Source organism: Halomonas sp. PR-M31, assembly GCF_001039575.1.
Taxonomy (GTDB): domain Bacteria; phylum Pseudomonadota; class Gammaproteobacteria; order Pseudomonadales; family Halomonadaceae; genus Modicisalibacter.
The window spans coordinates 1-23,720 of the sequence record NZ_JIBT01000004.1 but is presented as its reverse complement, the minus strand read 5'-3'; the positions used below and the strand labels follow the sequence as shown (position 1 = coordinate 23,720).

Annotated in this window: 27 protein-coding genes, 4 tRNA genes and 2 pseudogenes; 19 read left to right on the top strand and 14 right to left on the bottom strand. The window is 55.9% G+C overall.

Translation table 11 applies throughout. The annotated features are described in order from the left end of the window. The first annotated feature begins 51 nt into the window (after window positions 1-51). Complete coding sequence (gene nth, locus CH74_RS01885) at window positions 52-690, top strand: endonuclease III (protein ID WP_048305786.1); 639 nt, start codon at window positions 52-54, stop codon at window positions 688-690. On the opposite strand, the gene CH74_RS01880 is transcribed toward nth, so the two are convergent. The 3 genes from CH74_RS01880 to CH74_RS01870 all read right to left on the bottom strand — a co-directional run bounded on the left by CH74_RS01880 (window position 687) and on the right by CH74_RS01870 (window position 3,863). Next, window positions 687-1,691 carry an ArsA family ATPase gene (locus tag CH74_RS01880; RefSeq protein WP_048305785.1) on the bottom strand — a complete coding sequence of 335 codons (1,005 nt, stop codon included), beginning with the start codon at window positions 1,689-1,691 and terminating at the stop codon, window positions 687-689. The genes nth and CH74_RS01880 overlap by 4 nt on opposite strands. Window positions 1,692-1,868: 177 nt before the next feature. Then, on the bottom strand, window positions 1,869-2,174 hold the full coding sequence (locus CH74_RS01875; protein ID WP_048305784.1) for a cory-CC-star protein: 306 nt from the start codon (window positions 2,172-2,174) through the stop codon (window positions 1,869-1,871). Between the two features lie 12 nt (window positions 2,175-2,186). Beyond that, window positions 2,187-3,863: a carbon starvation protein A gene (locus CH74_RS01870; protein ID WP_048305783.1), complete on the bottom strand. Its 1,677-nt coding sequence runs from the start codon at window positions 3,861-3,863 to the stop codon at window positions 2,187-2,189. Window positions 3,864-3,992: 129 nt separating this feature from the next. Between CH74_RS01870 and CH74_RS01865 the strand changes: the two genes are divergently transcribed. Then, window positions 3,993-4,739, top strand: a complete 747-nt coding sequence (locus CH74_RS01865; RefSeq protein WP_048305782.1) for a YdcF family protein — start codon at window positions 3,993-3,995, stop codon at window positions 4,737-4,739. A 40-nt stretch (window positions 4,740-4,779) separates the two neighbouring features. Here the strand turns inward: CH74_RS01865 and CH74_RS01860 are convergent, their stop codons facing one another. From CH74_RS01860 to CH74_RS01845, 5 genes are read right to left on the bottom strand one after another with little or no spacing between them, the layout of a single operon-like run. Then, on the bottom strand, window positions 4,780-5,280 hold the full coding sequence (locus CH74_RS01860) for a DUF1161 domain-containing protein (RefSeq protein WP_172656293.1): 501 nt from the start codon (window positions 5,278-5,280) through the stop codon (window positions 4,780-4,782). A gap of 6 nt (window positions 5,281-5,286) precedes the next feature. Then, complete coding sequence (locus CH74_RS19895; protein ID WP_367379073.1) at window positions 5,287-5,640, bottom strand: glutathione S-transferase family protein; 354 nt, start codon at window positions 5,638-5,640, stop codon at window positions 5,287-5,289. Next, entirely contained in the window at window positions 5,625-5,957 is a 333-nt protein-coding gene (locus tag CH74_RS19890; protein WP_367379072.1) for a glutathione S-transferase, read from the bottom strand. The genes CH74_RS19895 and CH74_RS19890 overlap by 16 nt, the downstream gene beginning before the upstream one ends. Before the next feature lie 34 nt (window positions 5,958-5,991). Next, window positions 5,992-6,279: an HlyU family transcriptional regulator gene (locus CH74_RS01850; protein ID WP_048305780.1), complete on the bottom strand. Its 288-nt coding sequence runs from the start codon at window positions 6,277-6,279 to the stop codon at window positions 5,992-5,994. A 21-nt stretch (window positions 6,280-6,300) separates the two neighbouring features. Then, a complete protein-coding gene (locus CH74_RS01845) occupies window positions 6,301-7,521 on the bottom strand; it encodes an argininosuccinate synthase (protein ID WP_048305779.1) in 1,221 nt (406 codons plus the stop codon). A 248-nt stretch (window positions 7,522-7,769) separates the two neighbouring features. On the opposite strand from CH74_RS01845, the pseudogene rnt reads away from it, so the two are divergent. Then, window positions 7,770-8,434 (top strand): annotated as a pseudogene (gene rnt, locus CH74_RS01840) (ribonuclease T). 81 nt (window positions 8,435-8,515) lie between these two features. Here the strand turns inward: rnt and CH74_RS01835 are convergent. Next, window positions 8,516-8,869 (bottom strand): Grx4 family monothiol glutaredoxin, encoded by a 354-nt coding sequence (locus CH74_RS01835; RefSeq protein ID WP_048305778.1) that lies wholly within the window; start codon window positions 8,867-8,869, stop codon window positions 8,516-8,518. A gap of 268 nt (window positions 8,870-9,137) precedes the next feature. On the opposite strand from CH74_RS01835, the gene argF reads away from it, so the two are divergent. Together argF and CH74_RS01825 are read left to right on the top strand one after the other, a co-directional pair. Continuing rightward, window positions 9,138-10,055 (top strand): ornithine carbamoyltransferase, encoded by a 918-nt coding sequence (gene argF / locus CH74_RS01830; protein WP_048305817.1) that lies wholly within the window; start codon window positions 9,138-9,140, stop codon window positions 10,053-10,055. Window positions 10,056-10,060: 5 nt separating this feature from the next. Continuing rightward, the gene (locus CH74_RS01825; protein WP_048305777.1) at window positions 10,061-11,119 is read left to right on the top strand and encodes an ABC transporter ATP-binding protein; all 1,059 of its coding nucleotides are present in this window, start codon (window positions 10,061-10,063) and stop codon (window positions 11,117-11,119) included. Between the two features lie 125 nt (window positions 11,120-11,244). On the opposite strand, the gene CH74_RS01820 is transcribed toward CH74_RS01825, so the two are convergent. Then, a tRNA-Ala gene (locus CH74_RS01820) sits at window positions 11,245-11,320 on the bottom strand. A 244-nt stretch (window positions 11,321-11,564) separates the two neighbouring features. On the opposite strand from CH74_RS01820, the pseudogene uvrY reads away from it, so the two are divergent. The 9 genes and pseudogenes from uvrY to nadB all read left to right on the top strand — a co-directional run bounded on the left by uvrY (window position 11,565) and on the right by nadB (window position 18,655). Next, a pseudogene (gene uvrY, locus CH74_RS01815) lies at window positions 11,565-12,211 on the top strand (UvrY/SirA/GacA family response regulator transcription factor). An 87-nt stretch (window positions 12,212-12,298) separates the two neighbouring features. Beyond that, window positions 12,299-14,113 carry an excinuclease ABC subunit UvrC gene (gene uvrC, locus CH74_RS01810; protein WP_048305776.1) on the top strand — a complete coding sequence of 605 codons (1,815 nt, stop codon included), beginning with the start codon at window positions 12,299-12,301 and terminating at the stop codon, window positions 14,111-14,113. A gap of 61 nt (window positions 14,114-14,174) precedes the next feature. After that, entirely contained in the window at window positions 14,175-14,723 is a 549-nt protein-coding gene (gene pgsA, locus CH74_RS01805; protein WP_048305775.1) for a CDP-diacylglycerol--glycerol-3-phosphate 3-phosphatidyltransferase, read from the top strand. A gap of 65 nt (window positions 14,724-14,788) precedes the next feature. Next, window positions 14,789-14,863: transfer RNA gene (locus tag CH74_RS01800), tRNA-Gly, on the top strand. 97 nt (window positions 14,864-14,960) lie between these two features. Further along, window positions 14,961-15,034 (top strand) — tRNA-Cys (locus CH74_RS01795). Between the two features lie 34 nt (window positions 15,035-15,068). Beyond that, window positions 15,069-15,156: transfer RNA gene (locus tag CH74_RS01790), tRNA-Leu, on the top strand. Window positions 15,157-15,335: 179 nt separating this feature from the next. Beyond that, window positions 15,336-15,731, top strand: a complete 396-nt coding sequence (locus tag CH74_RS01785) for a hypothetical protein (protein WP_048305774.1) — start codon at window positions 15,336-15,338, stop codon at window positions 15,729-15,731. Window positions 15,732-15,897: 166 nt separating this feature from the next. Then, window positions 15,898-17,073: an FUSC family protein gene (locus CH74_RS01780; protein ID WP_082140248.1), complete on the top strand. Its 1,176-nt coding sequence runs from the start codon at window positions 15,898-15,900 to the stop codon at window positions 17,071-17,073. Then, on the top strand, window positions 17,063-18,655 hold the full coding sequence (nadB, locus tag CH74_RS01775; protein WP_048305773.1) for an L-aspartate oxidase: 1,593 nt from the start codon (window positions 17,063-17,065) through the stop codon (window positions 18,653-18,655). Before CH74_RS01780 ends, nadB begins: the two co-directional genes overlap by 11 nt. On the opposite strand, the gene CH74_RS17675 is transcribed toward nadB, so the two are convergent. Together CH74_RS17675 and CH74_RS01765 are read right to left on the bottom strand one after the other, a co-directional pair. Beyond that, window positions 18,644-18,922, bottom strand: coding sequence for a hypothetical protein (locus CH74_RS17675; protein WP_156181303.1), 279 nt, complete (start codon window positions 18,920-18,922; stop codon window positions 18,644-18,646). The two genes, nadB and CH74_RS17675, sit on opposite strands and share 12 nt — an antisense overlap. Before the next feature lie 82 nt (window positions 18,923-19,004). Next, complete coding sequence (locus CH74_RS01765) at window positions 19,005-19,283, bottom strand: succinate dehydrogenase assembly factor 2 (protein ID WP_048305772.1); 279 nt, start codon at window positions 19,281-19,283, stop codon at window positions 19,005-19,007. Window positions 19,284-19,486: 203 nt separating this feature from the next. On the opposite strand from CH74_RS01765, the gene CH74_RS01760 reads away from it, so the two are divergent. Genes CH74_RS01760 through lapB form a run of 3 tightly spaced genes read left to right on the top strand, consistent with a single transcriptional unit; the run spans window position 19,487 to window position 21,310 of the window. Beyond that, window positions 19,487-19,783, top strand: a complete 297-nt coding sequence (locus CH74_RS01760; protein ID WP_048305771.1) for an integration host factor subunit beta — start codon at window positions 19,487-19,489, stop codon at window positions 19,781-19,783. 36 nt (window positions 19,784-19,819) lie between these two features. Further along, window positions 19,820-20,125 (top strand): lipopolysaccharide assembly protein LapA domain-containing protein, encoded by a 306-nt coding sequence (locus CH74_RS01755; RefSeq protein ID WP_048305770.1) that lies wholly within the window; start codon window positions 19,820-19,822, stop codon window positions 20,123-20,125. Continuing rightward, complete coding sequence (lapB, locus tag CH74_RS01750; RefSeq protein ID WP_048305769.1) at window positions 20,126-21,310, top strand: lipopolysaccharide assembly protein LapB; 1,185 nt, start codon at window positions 20,126-20,128, stop codon at window positions 21,308-21,310. It abuts the gene before it with no gap. Here lapB and pyrF read toward each other — a convergent pair. Further along, entirely contained in the window at window positions 21,288-22,004 is a 717-nt protein-coding gene (pyrF, locus tag CH74_RS01745) for an orotidine-5'-phosphate decarboxylase (protein ID WP_048305768.1), read from the bottom strand. The two genes, lapB and pyrF, sit on opposite strands and share 23 nt — an antisense overlap. A 216-nt stretch (window positions 22,005-22,220) precedes the next feature. Here pyrF and CH74_RS01740 point away from each other — a divergent pair, with 216 nt between their 5' ends. Then, window positions 22,221-22,487, top strand: coding sequence for a ComEA family DNA-binding protein (locus CH74_RS01740; RefSeq protein ID WP_048305767.1), 267 nt, complete (start codon window positions 22,221-22,223; stop codon window positions 22,485-22,487). Window positions 22,488-22,563: 76 nt separating this feature from the next. Here CH74_RS01740 and CH74_RS01735 read toward each other — a convergent pair whose 3' ends face one another. Further along, window positions 22,564-23,325 (bottom strand): SDR family oxidoreductase, encoded by a 762-nt coding sequence (locus CH74_RS01735; RefSeq protein WP_048305766.1) that lies wholly within the window; start codon window positions 23,323-23,325, stop codon window positions 22,564-22,566. A 176-nt stretch (window positions 23,326-23,501) separates the two neighbouring features. Here CH74_RS01735 and CH74_RS01730 point away from each other — a divergent pair. Further along, window positions 23,502-23,720: FxsA family protein (locus CH74_RS01730; protein ID WP_048305765.1), on the top strand; the 219-nt coding region annotated here is incomplete at its 3' end.

Here is a 23,720-nt window from a genome sequence, read left to right as displayed (position 1 = left end):
TTCATTTCGCTCGGCAATTTATTCAGCAATTCCCAAGGCTCAAGAACACCAATGAACGCACAAAAACGCCAAGCCATCTTCGCCCGCCTTCGCGAACATACGCCGACCCCGACTACCGAGCTGCGATGGACCAGCCCTTTCGAGCTGCTGACCGCGGTATTGCTCTCGGCTCAGGCAACGGATGTAAGTGTCAACAAGGCCTGCGCTCGGCTGTTCCCCATAGCCAATACCCCAGAGGCGATCCTGGAACTCGGCCTTGAGCGGCTGAAGGAGCACATCAAGACCATCGGCCTCTACAACAACAAGGCCAAGAATTTGATGAAGACCTGCCAGCTCCTAGTCGAGCATCATGGCGGCGAGGTGCCCCAGACGCGCGCCGAACTGGAAACGCTGCCCGGTGTTGGTCGAAAGACTGCCAACGTGATTTTAAACACCGCTTTCGGCCAGCCTACCATCGCCGTGGATACTCATATCTTCCGGGTGTGTAATCGTACTCGCATCGCCCCGGGCAAGAACGTCGTAGAAGTAGAACAAAAGCTGATGCGCCATGTGCCCAAGGAATTTCGCCAGGATGCGCATCATTGGCTGATCCTGCACGGGCGCTACACCTGCGTGGCACGCAAGCCACGCTGTGGCAGCTGCGTGATCGAGGATTTGTGTGAGTATCCTGACAAAACGGAGATTACTTAAAAGCCTGCTGTTTCTAAACGACTTGCCATCTCTTCCAACGCTTCGATGCCTTGCACATCGGAAGCCAGAAGCGGTAATCGTGGTCGCGGCAAAGCCGAGAGCTCTTCATCGATGCGCTTGAGATACAGGCTTTCCTGCTCGCGACGCTTACGCAGAAACTCGCCGTCCGCGTCTTCTGGAATTACCCGGTTGACCAGGGCACCGGCCACGGGAACGCCTGCGTCCTTGAGTGAGGCCACGGAACGCACGGTTTCGAGAATCGGTAAGCGCTCCGGGGTCATCACGAACAAAAACTGGCTCTCTTCCGGATTCTTGATGCGCCGTCGCGCCTGATGAAACAGGCGGCGCCGATGTTTGAGAGTTTCGGCAATGGAACGAGCCCGATCGTCCAGATCGCTCATCCCCTCTTCTTCCGGCTCGGCAAAAGGCGAGCTGATGTCCTGACCGCTTTTGGGAGTAAGATGCTTGAGTACCTTGCCCAGCTCCTCGGACTTGCGGCTGTGGGCCAGCAGGCCATCCGTCCAGGCCGCCATCGCCTCGGGCAAACTAAGCAAGCGCAGCGTATGACCGGTAGGCGCAGTATCGAACACGATCAGATCATAAGACTCATCATCCAGCATCAGACGCGATAGGCGTTCGAGCAGCGCCGCCTCTTGAGTGCCCGGCGACTGACGCGAAAGCCGCATCTGACGCTCCATCTCATCCATCATACGCGGCACGGTGAAGCGCCGTAGCTGGCTAATGACGCCTTTTAGATGCGCCTCGACTTCCGCGTCCGGATCGATTTCCAGGGCATCCAGATTGGGCAGTAAACGACGCGGCTCATCGTCCAGTTCGCGATCGAAAGCATCTCCCAGGCTGTGGGCCGGATCTGTGGATACCACCAGCGTCTTGCGCCCTCGCTGCGCCGCCAGCACCGCCAGCGACGCCGCCACGGTGGTCTTGCCGACTCCACCCTTGCCGCCCACCCAAAGCAGACGTTTTTCGAGAAGTTCTTTCATAAATCGCCCTATCACGTCATAAACCTTGTTTCAGGAGCGTCACGAACGAAGGCAGGTCACCCCTCGCTCGCTGAAGCGAGCTCCTACAGGTGGCTGACATAAAAGGTTTTTGTAAGAGCCCGATTCATTAGGCGATCTCGGCAAGCATTCAGCGAGCGGGAGCCAAGGAGCTGGTTTTCAGCAACAGCGGAAATCGTCGAGAGGCGAATGCTCCATCCCCATGCGCTTATGCCAATCATGGAAGCGCTCCAGCATCAGCGGCTGCAGCTCCAGGGTGTAATAAGACACCGGATTGGGCACCCCCATCAGCTCGGAGAACACCATCAGCATGAACAAATCGTCTTCATCCCGCTGGGCCCGGGCGATGGCGCCGCGATAGCGGGCCGAGTAGAACTCTTCGGCATAGAAACGGGCCTGGCTGAGCCAGGCCCTGATTCTGTCGCCTCGTTGAGCAGGTTCCTCCCTATCGGAATCCTTGCGCATATTATCCCCCCATCAACCCTCTGATTTGGTTGCCAGCTCGCGGCGCACCCGCTTCAGCGATGCGGCGCACTCCATGGCCACCAGAATCGAGGCAATCAGCACGATGACATCCAACACCAGTAGGAAGTAGTTGCCGACTTCATAGAAGCTGCGCAGCTGTAGCAGCAGTGCCAGCACCGTCATGATCAACAGGAAGATCAGCGGTACCAGGGTAAACCACATGGGGCGCCCCAAACGCACTAGCATCACGGTGACGATCAGTAGCGTTAGGCCTGCCAGCAGCTGGTTAGTGGTGCCGAACAGCGGCCAGATGATCAAACCGCCGGAGCCATCGGCGCCAGCACCGAACGCCAGGATCAGACAAGAACCCACTGCCAGAAGCGTTGCTATGGCGGGCTTCTTCATCCACTGCTGGTTATAGATCTCGCCCCACTCCTGGAAGATATAGCGCTGCAAGCGCAGGCCGGTATCCATGGTGGTGCCGGCAAACAGCGCCGCCATGACCGTCAGCAGGGTTGCCGCCGTGGCTTCGGGTAGTCCGAGACCGTTACTGATGATGTAGGCACCACCTTCGACGAAGGCATTGACGCCGCCCTTGCCGAAGGCGTCATACATGGCATTCCAATCTCCAAGGCTCGCGAACCCGGCCGTGGCGGCAAGGATGGCGCCGAGTGCCAGCATGCCTTCACCCACGGAGCCGAAGTAGCCGACGAAACGGGCATCGGTCTCCTTGTCGAGCTGCTTCGACGTAGTTCCTGAAGCAACCAGGCCATGAAAGCCCGAGATGGCACCACAGGCAATGGTCACGAACAGCAAGGGTATGATCGACGGCGTACCGGCGGGTACGTTGGAGTTATACATGGGCGCGACAAGGGTGGGGTTGAGCAGCACCAGGGCGCCATAAAGAATGATCAGGCCGACGAAGAGCTGCAGGCCGTTGATGTAGTCCCTCGGCTGCAGCAGCATCCAGACAGGTAGAAGAGAAGCCACCGCCGCGTAGGCGAACAGCAGCAGAATCCATACCGCGTTACCGGCGAGACCTCCTACCTGCTCAGGCATCTGGATGGGGACCGACGGCCCGAGGATGATCAGGCCATAGAGCGCAATGACACCAATGACCGAGACCAGCGCCAGGCCGATGATGCGACGATAGATGAGCTGACCGATGATCAGGGCTACCACGATGGCACCCCAAACCGGCACGACGGCGCTGGGAAACTTCATCAGCAGTCCGGCAATGACTACCCCGAACACTGCATTGACCATCAGTAGTACCAGAAATATTACGATCATGAACAGGCTGCGGGCACGCTTGCCGACCACATCGCCAGTCAAGGATCCTACCGATCGGGCGCGGTTGCGTACGCTAGCCCAAATGGCACCGGTATCATGGACGCCGGCAAAGAAGATGGTGCCGAATATTACCCAAAGGAAAGCCGGTAGCCAGCCCCAGATCACGGCAATCGCCGGGCCGACGATGGGTGCAGCCCCTGCGACGGAGGTAAAGTGGTGGCCCCACAGCACGTAGCGGTTGGTAGGAACGAAATCGATGCCGTCCTCGAACTCATGGGCAGGCGTTTTGAAATCCGGGTCCAGCCGGTAGATTTTTTCGGCAATGAATTTCGAATACACGAAATAAGCTAGAGCCATGGCGCCTAAGCCAATGAATAGAACAACGACGGCACTCATGCATTAAGCTCCTTATGTATGCTGTTATTCTGATATTTGTTTTAATTCTAATAGACTTAGCGTAGACAAAGAACCCCTTTCTCGACAGCATCCTTGCATAATCGCCTTGTAAAAACGGATACCTGCCTCATGCTGCTTCACGCACTCAAGTACCTGCTGTTGCCGCCCTTGATCAATGCGCTGCTGATGCTGGCAGGGCTGTTGCTTTGGAAGAGTCATCGCCTGCTCGGACCCTCCCTGCTCGTTCTTGGCCTGGCGTCATTGCTGGTCTTTTCGCTACCTTGGGTCAGCTACTGGTTGCGCAAGGGCCTTGAGCCTTACGAACCGCCTTCCCAAGCGCTGCAGGAGCAGGCCGAAGCGATCGTGATTCTGGGGGGTGGACGGGATTACGGTACGCCGGAATTCGGCTGGGGGGATGCGCCAAACAACGTCACCTGGCGACGCCTGGGCTATGGCGCCTGGCTTTCCCGAGAGACAGGACTGCCGATCCTGGTCAGCGGTGGACGAGTCAACGACGAAACCCTGGCCGAGGCCACATTGATGGCACGAACACTCGGACAGGCCTTTGGCCTCGAGGCAAGATGGATCGAGGGGCGCAGCCGGACCACTGCCGAGAACGCGGAATTCAGCGCTGCCATCCTTGAACAGGAAGGCATTGCCAGGATACTGCTGGTGTCCCAGGCTTGGCATCTGCCCCGAGCGGTTCCCGAGTTCGAACGTGCCGGGCTCGAGGTGACCCCGGCGCCCACGGAGTTTGCCAGCCGCCCTCCGCCGAAGCTGATCGCCTGGATACCCCGCGCCTATCATCTGCGGCAAAGCACTCAGGCACTACATGAATGGCTGGGCCGCATCGTCTATAGAGTAAACGCGGACTGAAAGCGCATGCCTGACTTACTTTTATTGCATGAGCAGCGGTTCAGCCACGCCGATAAACGACCTTGTAGGCACCGTCCCCGCAGCTGCCAACGATCTCGACCTTGGCGTATTGATCGCTGTCGGACTCGATCACTTCTTGAGCGCTTGCTGCCGGCACGGCTTCCAGCGTGAAGTTGCTTACCTGATTGGCGCGTATCTTGCCGGCGATCTCGTTTTGCAGATTGCGACAGGCCTGATTCGCCGCCTCTGGATTCATTATCCGTGAACTCGTCTCTTCAAGAGGGCGTTCAGAGGGGCGCTCCGGGGTTGAACGCGGCGCAGGCTGCATTGGTTCGACGCGCATTTGCCGTTGATCTTCGCCGTTGGACAAGGGCGTGCCCGGGGTCACAGCCTTGAAGGTCGAGCGAACGCGCGGCTGCGTCCGTTCATCTGCGGTAGGCGCCTGGCTCAAGGCAGGAACACTTACCAATAACAGACCCAGCGCCAGGATCAGGCACTGGCCGCTGCGCGATACCGTTCGGAGGGATGCATTAGATGTCATGTTCATCTACTCGGACAAATTGAATTCGCCACCCTTTTCGATGGCACGCTGATAGGCAGGACGTTCACGCATACGCGTTAGACAGGCTTTTAGATTGGGCGAACCCTTGAGCCCATCGCGAGAATCCAGGGCCAGCAGTGGAAAGCTCATCTGGATATCGGCTGCAGTGAATTGCTCACCGGCAAACCAGGTCGACTTGCCCAGTATGTTTTCCCAGAAATCCATGTGCTGACGAATCTGCGGATCGAGAAACTTATCTTTTACACCGCTTGCAAACATGTTGCCCAGAGGACGCATGGGTGCCGGTACCGGCGATTTACCCAAGCGCGAAAATACTAGCTTCATCACCAACAGTGGCATGGCGGACCCTCGGCGTAATGCAGCCAAAAGCGGTAATGGCGATAGTCTGCGCTGCCCGCCTCGGGTATCAAGCCACGCTTTGTATCGTAGTGCTCGATCAGATAATCGATGATCGCGCCAGATTCCGCGAGGGTGATCTCCCCATCGGTAACCACCGGCGACTTGCCAAGAGGATGCACCTGCTTGAGTGCCGCCGGTGCCAGCATGGTGTCCGGGTCCCGAGCATACTCGACGATCTCGTAGTCGAGCCCCAGCTCTTCGAGTAGCCATAAAACGCGCTGGGAACGAGAGTTTTCCAGATGATGAACCTTGATCATGACGAGCTTCCTTGTCGTTGTGGTGTCACTTCCTTTAGCGCTTGAACATTTCATCACCGACATCGTCGATATAGCGTTCAGCCTTTTTAAGGGTCAGTTCGACACAGGCCTCACGACTGCTGACCATGTCCGAACGCTCGAAGCGATGCTCCAGGGTTTCGCCCTGCTCGATCGGCTTGCGGATCCAGCCGCTGACCCGGTACTGGCCACCGGCGTCCTGAGGGTCCGGGGTGATCAAATAGCCGCGATGCTCCGTCGCCGGCATTTCCTCGTCGTTGACATCACCACCACGGAACAGGCCATCGATCAGTTTCTTGAGCATGCTGCCTCCTTTAACTATTCATCAGCCTGCATTACGGCCTTTACTGGCGGCAATGCGCAACCGCAGAGCATTCAACTTGATGAAGCCTTCCGCATCTTTCTGATTGTAGGCGCCGGCATCGTCTTCAAAGGTAGCGATGGATTCATCGAACAGGGACTGCTCGGACTTGCGGCCGGCAACGATGGCATTGCCCTTGTAGAGCTTCATGCGCACCACGCCATTGACGAACGTTTGGGTCTCGTCGATGGCCGCCTGCAGCATGCGCCGCTCCGGGCTCCACCAGTAGCCGTTGTAGATGACTTCGGCGTACTTAGGCATCAGCTCATCTTTCAGGTGAGCGGCTTCGCGATCCAGAGTCAGCGATTCGATGGCCCGGTGAGCGCGCAGCATGATGGTGCCCCCGGGGGTCTCGTAGCAGCCGCGAGACTTCATGCCCACGTAACGGTTCTCGACGATATCGAGACGCCCGATGCCGTTGTCGCCGCCCAGTTTATTGAGCTTGGCAAGTACGTCGTGAGGCTTCAAGGTTTCGCCATCGATGGCGACGATATCGCCCTTTTCAAACGTCAGATCAATATAGGTGGGCTGATCCGGCGCTGTCTCCGGCGAAACGCTCCAGCGCCACATGTCCTCTTCGGCCTCGGCCCAGGGGTCTTCGAGGATGCCGCCTTCATAGGAGATGTGCAGCAGGTTGGCGTCCATGGAGTAAGGCGACTTTTTCTTGCTCTTGGAAAAATCCACCGGGATGTCGTGCTGCTCGCAGTAGTTCATCAGCGTCTCCCGGGAGGTCAGATCCCATTCACGCCAGGGCGCGATGACCTTGACCCCGGGCTTGAGCGCGTAAGCACCGAGTTCGAAGCGTACCTGATCATTGCCCTTGCCAGTGGCACCGTGGGAAATGGCGTCCGCGCCGGTCTCGTTGGCGATCTCGATCAAGCGTTTGGCGATCAGTGGACGCGCGATGGAGGTGCCCAGCAGGTACTCGCCTTCATAAATGGTATTGGCACGGAACATCGGATAAACATAATCCCGCACGAACTCCTCGCGCAGATCCTCGATGTAGATCTCCTTGACCCCTAACGCCTTGGCTTTTTCGCGCGCTGGCTCAACCTCTTCGCCCTGTCCGATGTCTGCCGTGAAGGTCACCACTTCGCAGTCATAGGTCTCCTGCAACCACTTGACGATCACGGATGTATCCAGGCCGCCGGAATAGGCGAGCACGACCTTTTTGACGTCGGACATTACTAGGCTCCTTCGCTGACTCTTGGGGATTCGATGGCGGCCTAGTATAGCGCCGTTGGCGCTTAGCGAATACCGTCGCCCGGCTCTTCAATCTAGCAGTGAGGCTTCCTGCGAGATCAACAACTGGCACTTTTAATGTTAGCTAACCCTAATAAAAATAGAGGTCGTTCTCGTTCGATTTTCACTCCATACTAGTAAGGAGTAAAAATGAAAACGACACTCTGGATAAACTGGCAAGGGAGCGATGCATGACCGAGGCGAATGGCCAGCCACTGATGGCTCAGCGCTTTCGTAGCTTTCTACCCGTGGTGATGGACATCGAAACAGGAGGTTTCAACGCCGAGGGGGATGCCATTCTGGAGATTGCGGCAGTCACGCTGACCATGGATTCCCAGGGCAATCTACTTCCTGATGCGACGTTCGCTTTTCATGTCGAGCCCTTCGAAGGCGCCAACATCGATCAGGCGGCGCTCGATTTTACCGGCATCGATCTTGCCAATCCGCTGCGCAAGCGAGTGAGCCTGTCGGAATCTGAAGCGCTGGGTGAGATCTTTCGTCCGGTGCGTAAGGCCATCAAATCCAATAAATGCACCCGGGCCATTCTGGTAGGCCATAACGCAGCCTTCGATCACGGCTTTCTCAATGCGGCAATTGCCCGCTGTGGCATCAAGCGCAACCCGTTTCATCCGTTCTCGAGCTTCGATACCGCCACCTATCGGGGCTGGTCTATGGCCAGACGGTGCTTGCCAGAGCCTGTCGCGCTGCGGGAATCGAGTTCGACAACTCCGAAGCGCACTCGGCACGCTATGATACCGAGCGTACCGCTGAACTGTTTTGTGCCATTGTGAACCGCTTCAAGGATCTAGGTGGGTGGAGTCTGACCCAGCGTGAGCAAGGACTGGACGAGCGCTGAATCGTCGGATTTGATTGCTGCAACGCAAAAGCCCCGGAGTCGCGACTCCAGGGCTTTTGTTTTTGTCTTGGCCGAAAATGCTTATGCGTCTCCTGCCTTTTCTTCTCTCGCACTGGCCTTGGCGGCAGCTTCCTTGATCATCGGCTCCAGCTCGCCGTTCTGATACATCTCGACGACGATATCGCAGCCGCCAACCAGCTCGCCGTTGAGCCACAGCTGGGGGAAGGTCGGCCAGTTGGCGTACTTGGGCAGTTCGGCACGAATGTCCGGATTGTCCAGTATGTTGACGAAGGCAAAGCGCTCGCCACAGGCCATCAGCGCCTGCACCGTCTGGGCTGAAAAACCGCACTGGGGCAGTTGGGGCGTGCCTTTCATGTAAATAAGAATCGGGTTTTCGCTGACCTGTTGCTTGATGTTTTCGAGAGTCGTGCTCATGAGAGGATTCCTGTACGGGGCGCGAATCAATTGACCGCTACCGCGTAATGAGTGGATGAACGCGTGGTCACCATTCTACTGGTGCGCGCGATTGAAAACAGCCCCAGCGAGAGATCGTTTCGCGTCATGCGTTGCGCTGGCTATCGGCTGTGGCTAGGATGATGAATTTTCTCCACGACCAGATATTCGTTCAACGCATGGCGGCCATGGCTACCATGATGTGATGTTTTTCGTTCGCGGCTTTCGTTCGCCGACCAAGGAGCTCGCCATGGCGACACGACATTTTCTGACCCTGCTGGATCTCACTGCGGAAGAGCTTGATTATCTGATCGCTCGAGCAATCCATATCAAGAGCGAATTGAAGGCCAAGGGTCCCCACTATACGCCTTTTGCCAATCGCACATTGGCAATGATCTTCGAGAAATCATCGACTCGTACCCGGGTCTCCTTCGAGACTGCCATGGCACAGTTCGGCGGTCATGCCCTATTTCTTTCACCTCGGGATACCCAGCTTGGCCGCGGCGAGCCGATCGGCGACACCGCACGGGTGCTGTCGGAGATGGTCGATGCGGTAATGATCCGCACGTTCTCTCACGGCGATATAGAAACCTTTGCCGAGGCTAGCTCAGTGCCGGTCATCAATGCGTTGACGGATGATTATCATCCTTGCCAGCTGTTGGCGGACATGATGACCTGGATCGAATGCCGTGGCGCGATCAAGGGCAAGACGGCGGTATGGATTGGCGACGGCAACAACATGTGCCACTCCTGGATCAATGCGGCGCGGCAATTCGACTTCAGGCTACGCATTTGCTGCCCTGAAGGCTACGATCCGAATCCTGGAATTGTCGCCGCTGCAGGTGATCGGGTGAGCATTTTGCGCGATCCCCAGCAGGCAGCAGAAGATGCGGATCTTATTACCACGGATGTCTGGGCCTCCATGGGTCAGGAGCAGGAGCAGAGCGCTCGCGAACGCGCCTTCAAGGGGTTTCAGGTCACGGAGGCGATGCTCGACAAGGCTGCCGCTGATGTGCTTTTCCTGCACTGTCTGCCGGCCCATCGCGGCGAGGAGATCAGCGAGACCCTGTTGGATGATCCGCGCGCCGTGGTCTGGCAAGAGGCCGGCAATCGTCTACATGCGCAAAAAGCACTGCTGGAATTTCTGCTTCTCGGACGCATCGATTAATTGCCATGGGCCAACCGCTACTGCAGGTCGACGAACTAGAGTGTCGCTACGGTGCAACCGTGGTGACTTCTCGCGTCAGCTTCTCTTTGAACCGAGGTGATCTGTGCTGCCTATTGGGCCCGTCCGGCTGCGGCAAGACGACTCTGCTGCGCGCCATTGCCGGCTTCGAGCCCGTGGCTGCGGGCAGTATCATGCTCGAAGGCATGACGCTCTCTAATCCAGCCACATTAGTCGCACCGGAAAAACGCCAGGTCGGCATGGTATTTCAGGACTATGCGCTGTTTCCGCACCTGACGATCATCGACAACGTGGCGTTTGGTCTCCGTAAACTGCCTGCCAACCAGCGTCGACAGCGGGTCGATGAACTGCTCGAGCTGGTCGGCTTGACGCATCTTGCCAAGCGCTACCCTCATGAGCTTTCCGGCGGTCAGCAGCAGCGTGTGGCCCTGGCCCGTGCGCTGGCCCCACAGCCGCGCCTGCTATTGCTGGACGAACCCTTCTCCAATCTGGACGTGGAGCTTCGCCGCCAGCTTAGCCAAGAGGTTCGAAACATCCTCAAGAAGCTCGGCATCAGCGCCATCATGGTCACCCATGATCAACAGGAAGCCTTTGCCCTGGCGGATCAGGTCGGCGTACTACACGGTGGCTATTTACAGCAGTGGGATACGCCCTACAATCTTTATCATGAGCCAGCGACCCGATTCGTCGCCAACTTCATCGGACAGGGATTTTTCATACCGGGCACCATGAAAGATCGTGAAACGGTCAATACCGAAATTGGCGATATCACTGGCAACCGCGCCTACCCTTTCGAGATGAACTCACCGGTCGATGTTCTGTTGAGACCCGACGACATCGTGCTCGATAAAAATAGCGCGCTCATGGCAAAGGTGGAGCAACGCATCTTTACCGGGGCCAATTCGCTCTATCGACTACGCCTGCCTTCTCAGCAAGTGGTCGAGGCCTGTTTCAACAGCCATCATAAATATACCTCTGGTGAGTACATTCCGGTGCGCATTCAGGCAGACCACTTGATCCTGTTCGAACGATACGCTGAAGAGTGACCATCGACTGCTTTATCACTTACGCAAGGTTCATTTTTGAAAGGGGCTCATTCACGAAAAAGAGTCTCTTCCAGGAAAAAGCCGCCTAATGAAAGAACATTAGACGGCTAGATCGCGAATAAGATTGGTGGAGCCTAGCGGGATCGAACCGCTGACCTCAACACTGCCAGTGTTGCGCTCTCCCAGCTGAGCTAAGGCCCCAATCGGTGATGCAAAATGCTCGACGGTACGACTTGTGTTTTTGACTATTCAGACCTGAATAGACCTGAATCAACACAAATGTGGAACGGCGCGTATAATATGTGCCTGTCGTCTCGACGTCAATATTTTTTGCCTTGCTATCGCTGATCACCAAGAGTGGAATCAACGTTTCACGGATATTACACTCATCAACCTTTTTAGGCAGTGCCGATACTAAACGAAATCGTGAATGTCAGGAGCGAACTTGATCAAGGTTATAGTTGCAGACGATCATCATCTGGTTCGTACCAGCATTGCCCGCATGCTCAGCGAAGAAGATGGCATCCAGGTCGTCGGAGAAGCTGCAACGGGAGAAGAAGCGCTTAGCCTGGCGCGAACGCTGCGGCCCGATATCGTGCTAATGGATATTCGCATGCCCGGCATCGGCGGTCTCGAAGCTACCCGCAAGATCGCTCGAGGCATGTCCGATATCAAGGTGGTAATTTTGACTGCCTATTTGGAAGAGACCTTTGCTCAGCGACTCCTTGAAGCAGGTGCCAGCGGCTTCATCAGTAAAGGCACTGAAATGAATGAAGTCGTAAGAGCAATTCGTGCCATCCAGCTCGGTCAACGCTATATCAGCCCCGAGATCGCTCAACGCCTGGTGTTGGCCAAGATGGATACTCAGGACAATCCTTTCGATCAGCTCTCGAGCCGAGAAATGCAGGTCGCATGATGATCATCAATTGTCACAAGGTGAACGACATTTCGGACCGGCTTTTCTTGAGTCCCAAGACGGTCAATACCTATCGCTATCGTATTTTCGACAAGCTTGGGCTGCAAACCGACGTGGAGCTCACCCATCTTGGCCTTCGCCACGGGCTCGTGGAAGGATTCAGCGAAGATCGTTGAATTCGCGCTGCAGTAGGCGACAGCACCCCATAAGCCAGTAACGATCTGGTATTGTGACGCTATCAACTCAGCGATATCGATGGTGGCATGAGTTTCGACGCCAAACACTTTCTCAAGACCGTTAGTGAATCGCCGGGCGTCTATCGTATGCTCGACAGCGACGGTAACGTACTGTACGTGGGCAAGGCCAAGCGCCTCAAGGCACGTCTGGCGAGTTATTTTCGCGGCGCTCTCAACGCCAAGACCCAGGCGCTGGTTGCGCGTATTCACGACGTACAAGTCACTATTACCCGCAGCGAGACCGAGGCGTTACTGCTCGAACAGACGCTGATCAAGGAGCTGCGTCCGCCCTACAACATCCTGCTGCGCGATGACAAATCCTACCCTTATGTCTTTGTCAGCGATCGCCATCCCTACCCGGCTCTCGAGTTCAAGCGAGTGCGTCATAAACGCAATGATGGGCAGTATCTCGGTCCCTATCCCAGCTCCAGCGCGGTGCGTGAGAGCCTTGCGCTAATGCAGAAGATCTTTCGCATCCGCAACTGCGAGGACACGGTGTTTGCCCATCGCACTCGGCCATGTCTGCAGTATCAAATCAATCGCTGCAGTGCGCCTTGTGTAGACTATATCGACAAGCAGGGCTATCAACGCGATCTGGAACACGCCGTGATGTGCTTGGAGGGCAAGAGCGAACAGGTGACGCAACACCTGATGACGGCCATGGAGGCGGCCAGCCGCACTTTGGATTTCGAGGAAGCAGCACGCCTACGGGATCAGGTGCAGCAGCTGCGTCGGCTTCAGGAACGCCAGATCGTCGATACCGGCTCCGGTGACGCGGATATCTTTGCTCTGGTGGAGCGGCCAGGTGGACTTGGCATTAGCGTGCTAACGGTGCGCCAGGGGCGCATGCTTGGAGCGCGCCATCACAACCCCGAGAATGGCCTTGATCTTCCCGCAGCGGCGCTATTGGGTGAGTTCGTCAGTCAATTCTATCTTGGTCAAAGACGCGAACTGCCTCAGGAAGTCATCACCAGCCATGCGCTACCCGACAGCGAGATACTGCAGGCCGCTTTCAGCGAGCAGGCCGGTAAACACGTGCGCCTGACGCATCAGGTGCGTGGGCATCGCGCTCAATGGCTACAGCTTGCGCGCACCAACGCCGAACAGTCTTTAGCGACTCAGCTTGCCAACCGCACCCAGCTATCGAAGCGCTTCGAGGCGTTGCGCGATGCACTCGGCATGGAAACGACACCTGATCGCCTGGAATGCTTTGATATCAGCCACAGCCACGGTGAAGCCACGGTTGCCTCCTGCGTCGTTTTCGATCAGGACGGCCCGGTAAAATCCGACTATCGACGCTTCAACATCGAAGGGGTTGCCGCCGGCGACGATTACGCCGCCATGCGCCAGGCCTTGATTCGGCGCTTCAAACGGCTCAAACAAGGGGAAGGCAAACGTCCGGACATACTGCTGGTGGACGGTGGCAAGGGCCAGCTCAATATGGCGCGCGAGGTATTCGAAGAGCTGGAAGTCAGCCATGTCAGGCTGGTAGGCGTCGCTAAAGGTACTACTCGCAAACCGGGCTTGGAAACGCTGTTTCTCGAGACCGTCGACAACAGCCTAAGCCTTGAAGGCAGCTCTGCGGCCTTACATCTGGTCCAGCATATTCGCGATGAAGCTCACCGCTTCGCCATCACCGGCCATCGGCAACGCCGAGACAAGGCGCGTCGCACCTCTACACTGCAGGACATTCCCGGCGTTGGCCCCAAGCGTCGCCGCGAGCTGTTGCGATTTTTCGGGGGCCTACAGGGTGTCCGCCACGCCAGTCGAGAGGAACTGGCTCGTGTGCCGGGTATCAGTGTTAGCCTGGCTACTTCCATCCATCAGGCGTTGCATGGATGATTGGCGCAAAGGCGCATAGAATGATGGCTTTCGATCACCGGCATGGACCCATGTTATCTAGATGAACATACCCAACATCCTGACACTTGCTCGCATCGTGTTCATTCCGTTGCTGGTGGTCCTGTTCTATGCTCCCTATGCCTGGAGTCTGAAACTCACTGCATTGCTGTTCGGCCTGGCCGCCCTCACCGACTGGCTGGACGGCTATCTGGCACGCCGCTGGAATCAGAGCACTCCATTCGGCGCTTTCCTTGATCCAGTGGCGGACAAGGTCATGGTGGCAGTGGCGCTGGCGCTTTTGATCGAACGTTTCGACTCTCTTTGGCTAACGCTTCCGGCCCTGGTCATCATCGGCCGGGAAATCGTGATATCTGCCTTGCGTGAATGGATGGCGGAAATGGGCAAGCGAGGCCATGTTGCCGTTTCCTGGATCGGCAAGGTCAAGACCACCCTGCAAATGATTGCCCTGCTGCTGCTACTTGGCTGGGCGCCGGGCACTGAAATTGCAATGATCGGCGTCGTTACGCTCTATGCGGCGGCGGTTCTGACGCTATGGTCGATGCTGCAATATTTACGCGCAGCCTGGCCTGAATTGTCTCGCTCCATGTAGCGGGCAAAAGGGCGATAAGCGTTTGACAGAGCCGCCCTTATCTGTAGAATGCGTCATCGAGTCGAGCGGGAATAGCTCAGTGGTAGAGCATCGCCTTGCCAAGGCGAGGGTCGCGAGTTCGAATCTCGTTTCCCGCTCCAGTAGTTGGTGGCAAAGAAACAGTGAGGGTCGCGAGCTGGAACGCCAGCCCGGTCGGATCTCGTTTCCCGCTCCATTGCCTCAGGATATGGCTTCAAAGGCTGGATGGCAGAGTGGTCATGCAGCGGACTGCAACTCCGTGTACGCCGGTTCGATTCCGACTCCAGCCTCCATTTCATTTCTGGCTATACGCTCTCCCCTATCCCCGCCCGGATGGCGAAATTGGTAGACGCAAGGGACTTAAAATCCCTCGGAGGTTATACTCCGTGCCGGTTCGAGCCCGCTCCGGGCACCAGCAAAATCAATACCACCTCGCCATCGCCCACACGTAAGTCGATCACCGAACGTCTTTCTGCAAGAACCATGTAAACTCTTTCTCCATGCTTGACCCTGGCGTTTACACAGGATGTAATTTGCGCGGCCAGAATATTGTGATTGGCTTTCTTATGCCGTACGGAATGGGAGAAACGCACCATGCTTGACACACTATACATGCAGCGAATTCTCAAGTTCATTGCAGAGGGTAGTTATGAGGGCGCGCTTACCCCAGACCTATGGTTGACCTTTGTCGAGTCGAGTAATACTGAAACTGCCAGCTTTCACAGATTCGTTTACCATATGAATGAGCTGGTGAACGCCGGGTTGATCAAAGAACGCGATGTGGAAAAATCTGGCTGGGGTTTCAATCCTGATGCCAGTCTGGATGAGATATCTCTGGTGCTTACTCCGATAGGGCAACAGTTTCTCGTGCTGCTGAGCCAGCCACCCAAGGGGTTGCCAACAGAGAGGCTGGAGATAGCACTGCGACATCATGGCGACGCAGGTAAGGATGCGCTGAGATTTGCCGTAGGCACTCTGCTCAAACACTAATACACATAATCGCGTTTGCTCATCGGTTTTAGCAAAATACCGTTCCATTCGGCATAAAGGTGCTTTCTTTTTTTATTCCTTCCCATGAGGTTGAAATGCTTTTTGATGTTCCAGGCTCCTTGCTTGCCTCAGGAACTACAACCTATCCGCTGAAGAGCTACCGCTGATGTCGTTGCTGCGTCTGCGCGATCCTTACTTCAGCTACCGCTATCGCCACTATCTACATGTACTGCGAACGAGCCTGGCACTGGCCATCACCTTCATCGTCATTTCGACGCTGCAGATTCCTCACGGTAGCTGGGCACTGGTCAGTACTTTGGTGGTCGTCGGTAATCTGCCAAATGTCGGCAGCGTCCTGGACAAGGGCGGGCAACGTCTGCTGGGTACGGTGTTGGGGATCATCTGGGGTATCGTGCTGGTTTTGATCCCTGACCCGCCAACCGGAGTGGTCCCTATCTGGACGCTGATCAGCATTGCCCTGGCAACCTATGCGACTTTCGCTACCCGCTACGGCTATAGTGCGCTGATCTTCGGTATTTCCGTATTACTGGTGGTAGGCAGCGGTGACAACGATCTTGTCGTTGCCCTGTGGCGCGCCTCCAACGTACTGCTGGGAACGCTGATCGGAATCCTTGTCACCGTGCTGGTACTGCCGCAAAAGGCAACGGACGTACTGCGCTTTTTACTCGCCGACAATCTCGACAAGCTGGCGCGTCTTTATCATGCCCATACCAGCGCCTCCGCCGAAAACGATATCGACATCGATACCAACGAGCTTCTCAAGATTATTACTGCCCAGCTGGTCGAGCAAAGGAAACTCGTCGATGCCATTCACAGTGAGAGGCGACTGCGACGCAACGAACTCGATAGCCTGTTATCGTTGCAGCGACGCATGCTTTCCACCGTCGAGCTGATATTGCAAACCCGCTGGGTGACGCGTACCGGCTATGAGCGCATCGCTGCCATGAAAGGCCTGCGCGAGGCTCAGCACCGTCTTGCACGTGTATTGGGCACACTGGCATTTCAGGTGCGTACCGGTCAGACCATCGAGGTGCAGGTAAAACGCTTCGATCTGGATCAATATGCCAATCAGGCTACCTTGGCTCGGGACGAAAGCGGCCAAATGCTGTTCGGACCCAGCGGCTATTTATGGCTTAATCGAGAGCTGACCAGACTGACCCGCGAATTGAGCCTTCGCTTGGGGAGATTGCGGCACTTGCCCAGCAAGCGACTTAGACGACGCGCGAGCCAGCATACCCTAGTGAGCGATTCACATCGGTTACGCAGTGGCTCCGACAAACCTTCTTCTACAGACACGAGACCCCGGCACAATGATTCATAGCGAACACGACGTTCTGATCATCGGCGGCGGCGTTGCCGGCCTGACCTTGGCCCTCGAGTTGGCCGGGCATCGTGCTGTGACACTACTGCGTCCGGCCCTGGATGATTTCGGCGCAAGTCGCTGGGCTCAGGGAGGTATCGCGGCGGTACTAGCGCCTACGGACAATATCGAGGCTCACGTTCAAGATACCTTGATTGCTGGGGATGGCTTGTGCGATGAAGCCGCGGTTCGCTTTACCGTAGAGCATGGCCGGGAGGCGATCGACTGGCTTATTGAACTCGGCGTGCCCTTTACACCGGATACGACGGAGAACGCCGTCTACCCCTACCATCTTACCCGGGAAGGCGGGCACGGTGCCCGGCGCATCATCCACGCGGCAGATGCCACCGGGAAAGCGCTGATAGACACCCTGCTCGAGCATGCCTGTCATCATCCCGACATCCGCCTGATTGAGGAGTGGCAAGCCATTGAACTGCTCAAGGACGGGCAAGGCCATTGTCGGGGAGCGCTGTGCCTCGACATCCACGATCAGCTTCAGCTCGCGGCAGCCCAGGACATCGTACTGGCCACCGGCGGCGCAAGCGGTCTCTATCAACACACCACCAGTCCTGCGCCAGCCTGCGGCGAAGGCATGGCGATGGCAGCGGCACTTGGCGCCACGCTAATGAATCTTGAGTTCCAGCAGTTTCATCCCACCTGCCTGTACGATCCGGACGGAAGCCCCTTCCTGATCAGCGAAGCGGTGCGTGGCGAAGGCGGTCTATTACGGAATATTCACGGTATACGCTTCATGCCGGACTACGACGAACGGGCCGAACTCGCACCACGCGATATTGTCGCTCGCGCCATTCATGCCGAGATGCTGCGTCATGAATCATCTCACGTGCTGCTCGATATCACCCATCTCGAGGCAGCGCGGATACAAGAACACTTTCCCACCATCCACGCCCATTGCCTGAGTCGTGGACTCGACATCACTCGGGACCCCATCCCGGTAGTGCCCGCTGCTCACTATAGCTGTGGCGGTATCGCCACCGATCTGCAGGGTGCCAGTGACGTAGCCCATCTTTACGCCATCGGCGAAGTGGCCTGCACGGGTCTGCATGGCGCCAATCGCATGGCTAGCAACTCGCTGCTGGAATGCTTGGTATTCGCTCGCTCTGCGGCGCAAGCACTACGCAAGGTCACGTCTGAAAGACGTGCTGAACCGATTATTCCCTTCTCGTCTTTGAATGTGAGTTCTGAACCCACAGGCAGCGAGAACATCGATCAGGCATTTACTACCCTGCGCGAAACGATGAGTCAGTGCGCGGGCATCGTGCGCAGTAATGAAGGGCTTGCTGCCGGTGAGGAATCATTGAAACGCCTGAACAAGGAGTGTGCGGGGCTTTTGCAAAAAGATTGGCAAGATCAAGCATCCTGCCTGGCACTTAACCGACTGCATCATGCCCTCGTCCTGGCTGACATGCTGTTGAGAGTGGCCCGTGAGCGCCACGAATCACGTGGCCTTCATTACAATCGCGATTATCCCCATCATGACACCTCAGTGCCGGCAGCTTCAAAAGCGACGCTAGCCTCCTGAGGCAGACCACAGCAGACGCCGTCGCAGAGAGCGATGCGCTGCCTGGTCCATGCTATCCGGCCATAGCCAATGATATTGCTTACCGACTCGGACACCCACCAACCATGGACCCAGGTAATCACAGTGTAGCGTCACGCGCTGCCAATCGTCAGAAGAAGCTTCACGAGCCTGCCAACCGCCGCCCAAACCGGGTATCCAGCGCAGCTGCCAGTGCGCATGCCGCTCCCTTTCGCGCCAGAGAATCAAGCTCAAAAGAAGGCTCGTCACGAGAGCCAGCCAGGACGGTCCGTAAAGCGCAACAAGAAGACACATTGCCATAGCCAGCAACAGCGAAGCCCACCAACATAGCCTAGAGGGCGCGATATTGATCGTTGCCGGTTGTTTCAGCATAGTCGATGATCATCTTGACAATCCGACGAAACGAGTCTTCCTGAGGAAACTCGCGGCGCATCAACCAGGTGAAAAGATCCTGGTCTTCTTCTTTGATCAATTCCTGATAGGCTTTTTTATCCGCATCGTCAAGCTCACTGTAGCGATGCTTCAGAAAAGGAATAAGCAGAAGATCGAGCTCCCACATGCCGCGGCGCGAGTGCCAGTACAATCGTTTAAGGACAACATCTTCGCTCACAATCCGACCCCGCGAGTTGAGATTTGAATATGAGCAGTATAACCGAGGCCAGTAGCGAATTCAGGAATCTGCCGTCAAACTGACAAACAGTCTTTTATCCTTATGCTAGTGCGTTGTTTTTTCAAGATTTGAGCAGTATGCTCATTGAGACAACAATACCTGCCGGCCTATTGGCGGTAGAGTACGCCGCACGGAGACATCCGATGACCAAGTCCGAGTTGATCGAACAAATCGCCATGCGCCAACCAGAGCTATCGCTCAAGGAAGTCGAGGCTGCGGTGCGCATCATTCTTGACGATATTACCGACGCTCTAGCGAGCGGGGGGCGCGTTGAGATACGTGGTTTTGGTAGCTTTTCCCTGCATTTCCGTGAGCCTCGCCTTGGCCGCAATCCCAAGACAGGGGAAGCCGTCGATCTGGAAGGTAAATTCGTGCCACACTTCAAACCAGGCAAGGAACTGCGTGAACAGGTCAACGCCAGTCGTGCCTTGGGATATTGACGCCCTACTGTCACCGAAATTTAAAAGGATACCTCTATGCGTTGGCTAAAAGGGCTGTTGCTAGCCATCATCCTTCTGCTGGTGCTGTTGCTTGGCATTCTTTTTGCCGTCAACAATCAAGAAGCATTGCCGCTCAATCTGATCTGGACGGAACTGCCCCCTGCCTCGCTGTCATTGTGGCTGTTGGTGGCGCTGGCGCTTGGCGTTCTTCTGGGCATGCTGGCAATGAGTGGCGTTTATCTACGCCTGCGCACTCTTCTGACCCGTGCTCAACGTCATAATCAGCAGCAGCGCAAGGAACTCGATCGGCTACGCATCCAGGAGTTCAAGGAAAGCCCCTAAATGCTCGATCTTTTGCTGCTGGCATTGCTGGTGGTGGCAATTGCCATCGGCTGGTGGTTAGGTCGTTTACAGCGCGAACCGCCAGTCCGCAATTCGCAGCAGCAGAACATACTACCCCGAGACTACTTCACCGGGCTCAATTACCTTCTTAATGAGCAACCCGATCGTGCTATCGAGACCTTCATCCAGGCGCTGGAGGTCAATAGCGATACCGTCGATACGCATATTGCGCTGGGAACGCTTTTTCGTAGCCGTGGCGAAGCCGATCGCGCCGTCAGGATCCATCAGAACCTGTTGGCGCGTCCCGCCCTGAGTGCGACACAAAGCGATCAAGTCCAGCTGGAGCTGTCTCGCGACTTCTTGCAGCTTGGCGTGCATGATCGCGCCGAGCGTCTTCTCCAGCAATTGACTCGTGACGCTCATGACGACGACATGCGCCGTTCTGCCAAACGTTTGTTGGTGGACCTTTTCGAACGAGAGCGAGAATGGCAGCAGGCGCTGGACGTCGCGTCTCCACAGCTGCTGCGTCAGGACGAGGATATACGATGCGCTGCAGCTCATTGGCTTTGTGAATTGGCGCAAAAACATCTGGAGGCAGCCAGTCCATCTCTAGCACGCAAACTCTTGCGTCAAGCGCTATCCACGGATTCCAGCTGCATCCGTGCCAACTGGCTGTTTGCAGTCATTGAGCGCGAGGTGGGTAATTATAAAGCCGAGATTCGCTATTTGAAGCAGATTCCTGAGCAGGATCGAGATTTCACCTGCATCATTCTCGAACCTCTGCGCGACGCCTATCTCAAGCTCGAAGACGAACACGGCCTGGAACAGTACCTGCACTCATTGAACGATCATACGTTCAACACCAGCACCGTTATCATGATTGCGCAGTCATTGGAGCGCAGAGGGGATCGGTTGAGTGCCATCGCGTTCGCCACCGAGCAACTGAACATCCATCCCAGTTTACGCGGTATCGATTACTTGATGGATCTCTATCTGCTCGATGCAACAAAGCCTCAATACGAACAAATGGCGCTTTTACGACAGCCTGTCGCCAAGTTACTCGAGGGCAGCCCGCGCTATCGTTGTCACCGCTGCGGTTTTTCAGGCATGCAACTGCATTGGCACTGCCCACGCTGTCGTAAATGGGGATCGATCAAACCGATCAGCGGCCTGGAGAATCAGTGAGAAGCCTATTCTCGATATCCATCAATGCCGTCATGGGGTCTTTCGCCTGGGTGATTGGGCGACCGATGACGAGATGCGTACTACCGGCGCTCATCGCTTCGTTCGGTGTAAATGTACGGCGCTGATCATCATCTTCGTGAGAGGCGAGCCGTATCCCTGGCGTCACCTTGAAAAATTTCTCCCCACAGGTTTCGCGCAGTCGTGACGATTCCTGCGGTGAGCACACGACACCGGACAGGCCACAGGAATTGGCCAAGCTCGCCAATCTCTCGACCTGATCGAGAGGGTCGATATCCAACCCGATATCCGCCATATCGCCTCGCTCCATGCTGGTTAGCACGGTTACCGCGATCAGGTGAGTCGTCAGACGGTTAGCCTCCAGGCGTTCCCGGGCAGCCTCCATCATTCGCCGCCCACCGCTTGCATGCACGTTGATCATCCAGACGCCCTGCTCCGCCGCAGCCTGTACGGCACCGGCAACGGTATTGGGAATATCGTGAAACTTGAGATCCAGAAATACCTCGAAGCCGCGCCCATGAAGAGCTTCTACCACGCTTGGGCCGGCACGAGTGAACAGCTCCTTGCCCACCTTGACACGACAGCATGAAGGATCGAGCTGATCCGCCATGCACAAGGCTGCATCCATGGAAGGGTAATCCAGCGCGATTATTATCGGCGAGGCAGGAGAAGACATGAAGGCTCCGCAAACAAAGTTTGCATCAGTATATCAGTCCAACATGTTAACCGAGCATCAAGCATGAGCAATGGCTATTTGTTCATGAGCCAATGTCGTCGGCCGAGCAAGTCAATTTCCTACAAAAAATTACGAAATAATCTATTTTTGTAACAAAATTGTTTCTATAAGGTTGCTTTGCCGTACAAACAGCTTGGTCATAAAAAAGGAACAAAGATGAAAACACTTTTAAAGGCAGTTTTGTTGAGCCTGTCTCTTGGCTTCGCCTCGTTGGCGTTAGCACAAGAAACCCAAAGTATTAATATCAATAGTGCCGATGCGGAAATGCTGACTCAGCTTCCTGGAATTGGCGAGGCAAAGGCTCAGGCAATCATCGAAGATCGTGAAGCCAACGGTCCTTTCAACAGTGCAGAGGACTTGAGTCGGATCAACGGTATTGGTGATGCCACCGTAGAATCGCTACGTGATCAAATCGCTTATTGAATAGCCTGATTCAGTGCAGCGAGAATCGCTATAGACGTCTCTCGTTGCACTTGAATCGCTGATCCCCGTCTGGTGTTCAGATCCGCAGCGCACCATCACATTCCAGCACTCGGCCGCTGTAATAGTCGTTCTCAAAAATATAGCGCACGCTATCCGCAATGTTTTCCGGTAGACCCAAACGACGCAGGGGCACGCCTTTGGTTATTTTCTCCAGAATCTCGGGCCGCATCGATGCGGTCATTTCCGTTTCGATAAAGCCTGGTGCCACAGCCCCTACGCGGATTCCATATCGCGCCAGCTCTTTGGCCCAAGTGACGGTCAATGCAGCCACACCCGCCTTGGCGGCAGCGTAGTTGCTTTGCCCCATGTTACCGGCTCGAGAAATACTGGAAATATTGACGATGACACCCTGGGTACCGGTTTCGATCATCTGGCTAGCAGCTTCGCGGCCACACAGAAACACGCCGGTTAGATTGACATCGATCACCCGCTGCCACTGCTCCAGTGACATCGTCGAAACGATTTCTTCATCCTTGGCCTTGACCAGCAACCCATCCCGAGTGATACCCGCATTGTTGACCAGTCCTGCCACGGGGCCAAGCTTGTCCTGAATATCCGCAAACACCTGTACAACGGAAGACTCATCAGCCACGTTCGCCACAAATGCCAGGGCCTCGACATGAGAGTCAGCCAAGGCATTGACTGCCTGATCGAGTCTCGCGGCATCCATGTCGATGAGCGCAATACGTGCTCCACGCTCGCCTAGCATCTTGGCCATGGCCAACCCCAGACCCTGGGCACCACCTGTAATCGCAATCACCTTGTCGTCGATGTGCATTTTTACCTCCAGCGCTTAAATGTTTTGTGCATCGCAGCATAATGCAAAAAACACTTGTTTTCCAGTCTTGCTTCGTGCCCATGAAGGCTATTTTCTAGCAGTCGCTTCGTTCATCAAGACTTGCATTATCACCAGCCGCCTCCATTCTTGAAGAAGTAACGTGACCTGGAGCCGCTATGCCGATTCTTCTCGCTTTCACGCTCTTTGCTCTGCTCGATTTCGTGATCCTGTTTTCAGTGGGTGCGCAGATCGGGCTATTGGCTACCCTTGTACTGATCCTTGCCACGGGTTTCATTGGCTTGTATCTCGTGCGACGAGAGGGAGTTGCCACCTTTCAACGCGCTCAGCAACGTTTGGCCCAAGGCGAAATTCCTTCTGATGAGCTAATGACCGGC